The organism is Campylobacter concisus (assembly GCF_902460625.1).
GTDB lineage: Bacteria > Campylobacterota > Campylobacteria > Campylobacterales > Campylobacteraceae > Campylobacter_A > Campylobacter_A concisus_AD.
This window is the reverse complement of record NZ_CABPUT010000008.1, coordinates 168,406-175,953: the sequence shown is the minus strand read 5'-3', so window position 1 is coordinate 175,953 and position 7,548 is coordinate 168,406. Positions and strand designations below refer to the sequence as shown.

Genomic DNA, 7,548 nt, shown 5'->3' with positions numbered 1-7,548 from the left:
TACCATCTTTAAAGCTAGGATTGTGCTGGATATATTTTTCGCCCACAAACGTATTTATAACTTCCATCTTGTACTCGTTAAAAAGAGTATTCCATTAGGTTTTACTTGAAATTGCTAAAACCCGGCTACTTCATGAATTATAATAGATAATAGCAATATTGCCAAATAAAGAAAATTTCTTATTTTTAAAATTCTTTGACAAGAAATATTAATCAAAATAGCTTTTGAAAATATTTTTTAGACAATTAATAACTTTTTGGTTTAAAAATAATGAAATTTATGGATTAAAATTTTTCTATCAAATCTTTAAAAATTTCATAAAGTTTATTTACTTCACCAACACTAACTCGCTCGTTTTTGGCGTGTATACGATCGTTTATGACGCCAAATTCTATCGCATCTACACCAAACTCAGCAAAGTGTCTCGCATCGCTAGTGCCGCCTTTTGTGTTTAAAAGTGGCGTAACACCGGTGATCTTTGTGACAGATGCCATTAAATTTTTTACGATTTTGCTATCTTTGTTTGTTAAAAATCTCTTTGAGCTTTGCTTTATACTAAGCTTGTAATCAAGCCCTTTTAAGACCTCTCTAAGATAGCTCTCAACGTCATTTACGTCGGTTAAATTTGAGTTTCTCACATTAAACATTATACTAAGCTCACTTGGCGTAACGTTACAAACTTGCATGCCACCTCTAATATCAGTTATCACGATCTTGCTTGGGCTAAAAAACTCACTTCCAGCGTCCATATCGTGATTTGCAATCTTGCTTAAAAGTGGAGCTATTAAATTTACCGGATTTATGCACTTTTCAGGATATGCCACGTGCCCTTGAACGCCCTTTATCACGATCTTGCCATTTATTGAGCCACGTCTGCCAACTTTTATGCTATCGCCAAATTCTTTATCGCAAGTTGGCTCAGCCACTACGCAAAATTTTGGCAAATCATTTATTTCGCGTAAATATTCAAGTGCTAAAGGCGTACCATATGTGCCATCGCCCTCTTCGTCGCTTGTTAATATGAGGCTTAGCTTCCCATCAAATTTTGCATCTTTAGCAGCACAGACAAAAGCAGCCACGCCACTTTTCATATCCTGTGTGCCTCTTGCGTAGATGTAGCCATCTTTTTCTAGCGGGGTAAATGGTTCACTATGCCAGCCATCTCCTGGAGGCACGACATCAACGTGTCCAGCAAAAGCTAGATGTTCGCCATCACCATAAATTTTAGAAAGTATGAGATTTTTGGTGCCATTTTTTTCTATAAATTTCACCTCAAAATCAGGCAAAAATTTAGCGATAAATTCTAAGCTTCCAGCATCATTAGGTGTGATAGAGCGAAAGCTTAAAAGCTCTTTTAAAAAGCTAATTACCACTAAGGGCCTTATGAGCCAGCACGCTCTGGTGCACCAAAATAAAAGCCCTGGAACTCATCTACACCGATCTCTTTACAGATTTCAAATATCTCTTTTGAATGCACATATTCAGCAATAGTTTTTATACCAAGGTCTTTTGCAAATGCTACGATCGCACTTGCGATAGAGTGTGAATCTTTATTTATGTCTATATCTTTTATAATAGAGCCATCGATCTTCACATAGTCAGGCTTGATCTTTATGATGTAAGAAAAATTTGAATATCCTGAGCCAAAATCATCGATAGCGATCTTTGCACCCATGCTTTTTACACGCTCGATAAAATTTGAAACTCTCTCTAAATTTTTAAGCTCTTCATCTTCAACGATCTCAAATACTACTCTGCCGGCAACATTGTGTTTATTTAATAAATTTAAAACAAGTGAGCTAACATCACCATCAATCATATCTCTACTGCTTAAATTTATAGAAAGTACTAAATTCTTATCCTCTACAAGCTGCTTAAAACACTTTACAATGAGTTGTTTCTCAAGATCAGCATAACGCTTAATGCGCTTTGAGATATCTAAAAAGACATTTGGTGATATAACGTCGCCTCTATCTAAAAGTCTTATCAAGCATTCGTATTTTACAGGTACCTTTTGGTCATTAACTATCGGCTGAAAATAAGGAACAATATTGTTATTTATAGTGGCGTATTGTATCAGTTTGGAGCGTTCTATTTGAGTTGCGTATTCCTCTTTTTGATTTAGCCCTTTGAAATAGCAAACATAGTCTTTATCTTGCTCTTTTGCTGTTTTTAATGCTATTGTTGCTTTTCTTAGTGTTTGGTCACTATCAAGAGCAAAGCCTATCGTGCTATGTATCTCGATACCTTCTATCTCTCTACCATCTTCATCGACTATACTTAGCATACGACCTTTAAAAATTTCTATCAAATCTTCAACCATATCTTCATATCTATCGATAAAGCTATCGCTATCTTCTACCAGAGCAAACCTGTCTGCTTCTATACAGTAAGCCTTCATATTCTCGTTTTTGGCAAATTCACTGATCAAATCAGCCATCTTTACCAAAATCTGGTCACATGCAAATTTACCGTAAAAGTCATTCATCTTACCAAAATCGTCAATATCTATAAGCACTACTTTAGGATTTTCATAGCTATTAATATCACGCACCAATGCTGTTTTATTTAAAAGTCCAGTCATCGGATCGATATAAAGCTTTTCTCCAAGCTCTTCTATCTGTTTTTTAGCATCTATTTTTAATGCGTTATAGTTATTTTTTTCTTTTATGTACTTGACCGCATACCATATACAAGTAGACAAAGCAACTATTGCACCAATGAGGCTTAAGATGAATGTTAAAGCCATATTGTTTAAAAGCCACTCAAAAAAGTACTCATCATGTGTACCAGTAATACGCTGATCGACCTTCCCTTTAAAGCCTAATATATACTCTCCAACTGGCACAAACATACAAACTTGAGCGGCATTTTCTGGCAAAATTTTTGCCCAAAAATAATCTTTTTGGAAATTATGAGCAAAGATATTTCCACAGCTTTTATCGTTAAATTCTTGATTTATTATTCTTTTATCTGAAGACGCTACGACCTTGTATCCATTTTTATTATCATCCTTTAATAAAAGAACATCACCCATAGCACTATCATTAATGTAAGATTGGAAATTTGCGACATCATATTTGCTGACATTTTTGAAATAATCAACATATTGATATGTCAAATAATCAACTTTCTTTCGAAGATTAAAACTATTTTCAGCAGAAGCATTATTAAATTTAAAATAAAAAACTGCCAGGTTTTCGACTAAAAAAATACTTCCCAAAACAAACACTAAACCTACAATCGTTTTAGTGATGTTTAGATTTTTACCCGTTTGCTCGTCCTTGTTACTCAAAAGTCACTTCCCTTATTTTGTGTACTTGCCCTGATTATATCAACCTTAAAATAAATTTTAACTTTTGGGAAAAATTAAAGTCTGACTATTTTAGCTCCATATCCACCTTGATTTGCTGGTGCGTCAAAAAATTCCTTCACACTTGGATGCTCTTTTAAGAAATTTTTAACAGCAAAGGCTAGCTTGCCAGTGCCGATGCCGTGAAATACGCTAACCTCGTCAAATCCCATAACAAGACTATCTGAGATAAATTTATCAAGCTTAGCTATCGCCTCATCAGCTCTCATGCCGTGCAGATCAAGCGAGAGCGAGGCTGTCTTTGGTTTATCGACATTTAGGCTCACATCACCTTTTTTAGGCAAGACCACTTCGTTGCCATTTTTTCTTAAAAGCTCTAGTGGTACACGCAAATTTATGCCATTTGACTCGATCATCGCGTCATTTTTTGAGATGCTTAAAACCGTGCCTTTTATATTTTCATATTTCACTCTATCGCCTACTTTTAGGCTCTCGCGCTCAGTTTTTTTAGGCTTAACGATGGCGGCTTTTTTCTCATTTGCCACGTTTAGCGCCCTTTGCTTGTCTTTTATATCCTTGAAATTTATAACGGCTTTTGCCGCATTTATTGCTTCAAAATACTCTTTTTCCAGACGTGAAATAGTCGCATTTAGCTTGATCTCATTTTTCTCTTTTAGCTCTTTTTGCTCCTCAAGCAAGCGCTCCAGCCGCTCCTCTTTTGTCGTGACCTCTTTTATCCCCTCATCAAGCTTAGTTTGTAAATTTAGTGTCTTTGTGATGATCTCGTTTAAATTCTCTTTATCTTCGCCATAAATTTTCTTTGCCTGAGCCACTAAATTTTGAGATATGCCGTATCTTGCCGCCGTTTCAAAGGCGTAAGACTTGCCGATCGTGCCCTTCAAAAACTCAAATTTAGGCCTTTGAGCCACCTCGTCGTAAAGTGCCGCCACTAGCTCAACTTCTGGATTTTTAGCTAGCAACATCGCAAGGCGCTTGTGGTGGGTTGTGATGATCATTTTGATGTCTTGAGTGATGAGGCGCTCTATCATGACGCCATACAAGCTCGCAGCCTCTTCAAAATCGGTGCCAAGCTCGATCTCGTCGATGCCGATGATGATCGATTTTTTAGTAAAAAGCTTTGCAAAATGCACCATCCTGCCAGCAAAGGTCGAGATGTCGTTTTTCACGCTTTGTGGATCTTCGATGATCGCGTCAAATTCTTTAAAAGAGCCGATGCTTGAGCGGTTTGCATCGATACGCATAGGTAGTAAATATTTTGCAAGCAGCGTGGCCGAGATGATAGATTTTAAAAGCATCGACTTACCACCAGCATTTACACCGGTTATTAAAAGCACCTTTTTGCTAAAATCCACACTCACGCTTTTTGGGTTTTTAAGCGCTGGGTGGGCAAATTTCTCAAGTTTGATAACGTGTGAGCTGTTTGGCAAAACAAACTCATAGTCACGCAATCTAGCCAAATTTACGCGCGCCTGATATGCGTCAAACTGATCAAAAGCATTATTTATAAATTTCAAAAAAAGCAGGCTCTTGCTCATCTGCAAGCTAAATTTCTTGCAGTGCTCAAAAATGATCTCCTCTTTTCTATCAAGTAGCTCGCTTTGCTCCTTTTTTAGGCGCTCAGTACTTGCAGGTGCGACGTAGAAGTAGCCACTTGAGCTTCTAGCGATCACGGTGCCTTTTAGGGCGTGATTAAAGCCGCCACGCACCAAAAGTGCCTCTTGCGAGTTGATGTAGTGCGTCTGGGTATCGACTAGATAGGGCGTGATATGCTTTGAGTAGATAAGCTTTTTAAGCTCAGCGTCGATCTGGCGTTTTTTCTCACTAAACGCCTGCTTTATCGCATAAAATCTCTCATCCACGCTGTCACTAAACTCGCCGTTTTCATCAAAGCTGTTTGCCATCTGGCTTATCGCTTCAGGGATTTCAACTTTAGCGATCCACTCGCCAAGCCTGCCTTCAAATTTTTGCTTTTTTAGATATGAAAAATACTTAATGATCTTTGCAAACTCGTAAATTTCGCTGATGTGAAGCACTGCTTGCTTACTAAGTCTCATAAGTGCGTCATCAAGCTCTTTTATCTCATCAGGCGCCTTGAAATCATACTTTGAAAGCTCGCTGATGTTTTCAAAGTGGATTTTGCTGTCGCCTTGTAAAAATAGCGGTTTTTGCCTTGCCAAAAAGGAGTTAAATTTCTCTAAATACTCGCCCAAATCAAGCTTTAAAAATATCTCTTCAGTCATTGCTCACAACTTTTTATCGGCACTATCACGCCTGAGAGGTCGCTAAATTCTCTTTTAGCTAAAAATGACGCTGTGCCAAATTCGTAGTTAAATTTCTCAGCGCTCACGTTATATTCGCCACATTTTAGCACTTTACCCTGCTTAAAATCGCTAACTAGCTTTGAGATGGCATCCTCGTTCTTTGATAAATTCTCTTCGTAAAAATAGACGCAAATAAGGATCGCTACAAGCACCGTGCTAACGAGCGCTTTTATGCCTTTGCTGATCTTTTCATCTTTTATCGCCCAGATCGCTCCAAAAAGTACGATCAAGCCAGCGATTAGGATCAAATTTCTTACCATTTTACGCCCTTATATTTTGCGATGAGCTCTTTGTAAAGCTCAGAATGAGGCTCGATCTTTTCTAAAATTTCAGCCTTAACCTCACTGATATCTTGCTTTTCAACTAGCAAGCAAACAGCCATATACGTGGCATTTGGCAGCATCTCTTTTATCTGAGTGCTATTTAGTTTTTGTGACCTTGCAAGCGCGATCAAGATATCTTTTTTACCTAAATTTATAAGGCTTGAAATTTCTTCTTCACTAAGCTCTTTTTCTTTTATCTCTTTTAAAATTTCATTTTCATCTTGAAGCTTGAAAGTGCTTAGATCCATTAATATCCGCCCCTTAGCTGTACGCTGATATCGCCCGCTCCAAAGCCAACTACGATGCCGTCACTTAGGCGGTTTTTCACGCCAAATTCATCTGTAAATTCTATGCCCTCTTCAACCCTCTCGACCTTGTCGGTAAAGATCGGGTTATACTCGCTAAATTCGCTCTTCATATCAACTTCGATCGGATTTTCTCCGGCTGCATAAACTGGCAATATAACAAGTTCATCAACGCCCTTAAAACACTCTTTAAAGCCAGGTAAATTTGTGCTAAGTCTTGTGTAGCGGTGCGGCTGAAATATCGCTGTGACGCTGTTTATGCCTAAAATTTTGGCGTATTCAAAGACTGATTTTAGCGTTGCTTTTATCTCGGTTGGATGGTGCGCGTAGTCGTCGATTAGGACGAAATTTTTGTTTGCGCTAAGGATGTCAAAACGCTTTTTGATGCCTTTAAAATTTAGTAAATTTTCTCTGATGTCTTTAAGCGGTGTCTCATGCATCGCAGCAAGGATGGCTAAAGATGCGTCTATGGCGATGTGCTCACCCATGCCAAAGGCTTCAAATTTGCCTAAATTTTTAAGATTAAAGCTGGTGTATGGCTGATAGTCTCTTACAACCATTGTAAGCTCGGTGATGTCAGTGCTTGGATAAAGCCTGATCGCATCAAGCTTAAGCGTGCTTAAAAACTCATCCTCAGCGTTTATCACTCTAACCTTTGCGCGCTCCAAAAAGCCCTTGTAGGCTGCATAAAATTTGGCTAGATCGTAGTCATAGTGTTCCATGTGCTCTGGCTCTGCGTTTGTGACGATGGCAAGATATGGGTTTGAGTTTAGAAAGCTAGAGTCGCTCTCATCAGCCTCAAATACGACGTTATCGCTTTTGGCATAGCGCATATTTGAGCCAAACTGCTTTGAGATGGCGCCGATGATGACTGAGCCCTCAATGAGACTTGCTAGCATCGCTGAAGTCGTGCTCTTGCCGTGTGCGCCAGCTACCGCAAAGACACACTTATCCTCAAGCACATAAGGCAAAATTTCTTTTCTTGAAAAGCACTTTATGCCCTTTCTTCTGGCCTCCACTAGCTCGATATTATCCTCTTTTATCGCAGCTGAATAGACCACAAAGTCTTGGTCTTTTATCGCCTCTTTGCAGTGTGGTGTGATGACTTCGATGCCTTCATCTTTTAGCTCTAGCGTCGTTTTGCTCTCTTTGATGTCGCTACCGCTTATCTTGTGGCCTTTTTCGTGTAAAAATCTAGCGATGGCTGAGATGCCTATGCCGCCGATACCGATGAAATGGACTTTTTTGATCTCGTTGTTTAGCTC

The 7,548-nt window shown here is 38.6% G+C and carries 6 protein-coding genes; all 6 read right to left on the bottom strand.

Going from position 1 to position 7,548, the window contains the following annotated elements:
* Positions 1–284 precede the first annotated feature (284 nt).
* Positions 285–1,373, bottom strand: coding sequence for a succinyl-diaminopimelate desuccinylase (gene dapE / locus F3G69_RS07165; RefSeq protein WP_103600784.1), 1,089 nt, complete (start codon positions 1,371–1,373; stop codon positions 285–287).
* Positions 1,374–1,381: 8 nt separating this feature from the next.
* Positions 1,382–3,121, bottom strand: a complete 1,740-nt coding sequence (locus tag F3G69_RS07160) for an EAL domain-containing protein (protein ID WP_223155894.1) — start codon at positions 3,119–3,121, stop codon at positions 1,382–1,384.
* A 248-nt stretch (positions 3,122–3,369) separates the two neighbouring features.
* Complete coding sequence (locus tag F3G69_RS07155; RefSeq protein ID WP_149714826.1) at positions 3,370–5,574, bottom strand: endonuclease MutS2; 2,205 nt, start codon at positions 5,572–5,574, stop codon at positions 3,370–3,372.
* On the bottom strand, positions 5,571–5,915 hold the full coding sequence (locus F3G69_RS07150; RefSeq protein ID WP_054196198.1) for a hypothetical protein: 345 nt from the start codon (positions 5,913–5,915) through the stop codon (positions 5,571–5,573). Before F3G69_RS07150 ends, F3G69_RS07155 begins: the two co-directional genes overlap by 4 nt.
* On the bottom strand, positions 5,909–6,226 hold the full coding sequence (locus F3G69_RS07145) for a hypothetical protein (protein WP_149714825.1): 318 nt from the start codon (positions 6,224–6,226) through the stop codon (positions 5,909–5,911). The genes F3G69_RS07150 and F3G69_RS07145 overlap by 7 nt, the downstream gene beginning before the upstream one ends.
* Positions 6,226–7,533: a UDP-N-acetylmuramate--L-alanine ligase gene (gene murC / locus F3G69_RS07140; protein WP_103621072.1), complete on the bottom strand. Its 1,308-nt coding sequence runs from the start codon at positions 7,531–7,533 to the stop codon at positions 6,226–6,228. Before murC ends, F3G69_RS07145 begins: the two co-directional genes overlap by 1 nt.
* Positions 7,534–7,548 lie beyond the last annotated feature (15 nt).

Coding starts and splice junctions, on each gene's coding strand:
- F3G69_RS07155 (WP_149714826.1), bottom strand. CDS start 5,574: ATGACTGAAGAGATATTTTTAAAGCTTGATTTGGGCGAGTATTTAGAG.
- F3G69_RS07145 (WP_149714825.1), bottom strand. CDS start 6,226: ATGGATCTAAGCACTTTCAAGCTTCAAGATGAAAATGAAATTTTAAAA.
- F3G69_RS07150 (WP_054196198.1), bottom strand. CDS start 5,915: ATGGTAAGAAATTTGATCCTAATCGCTGGCTTGATCGTACTTTTTGGA.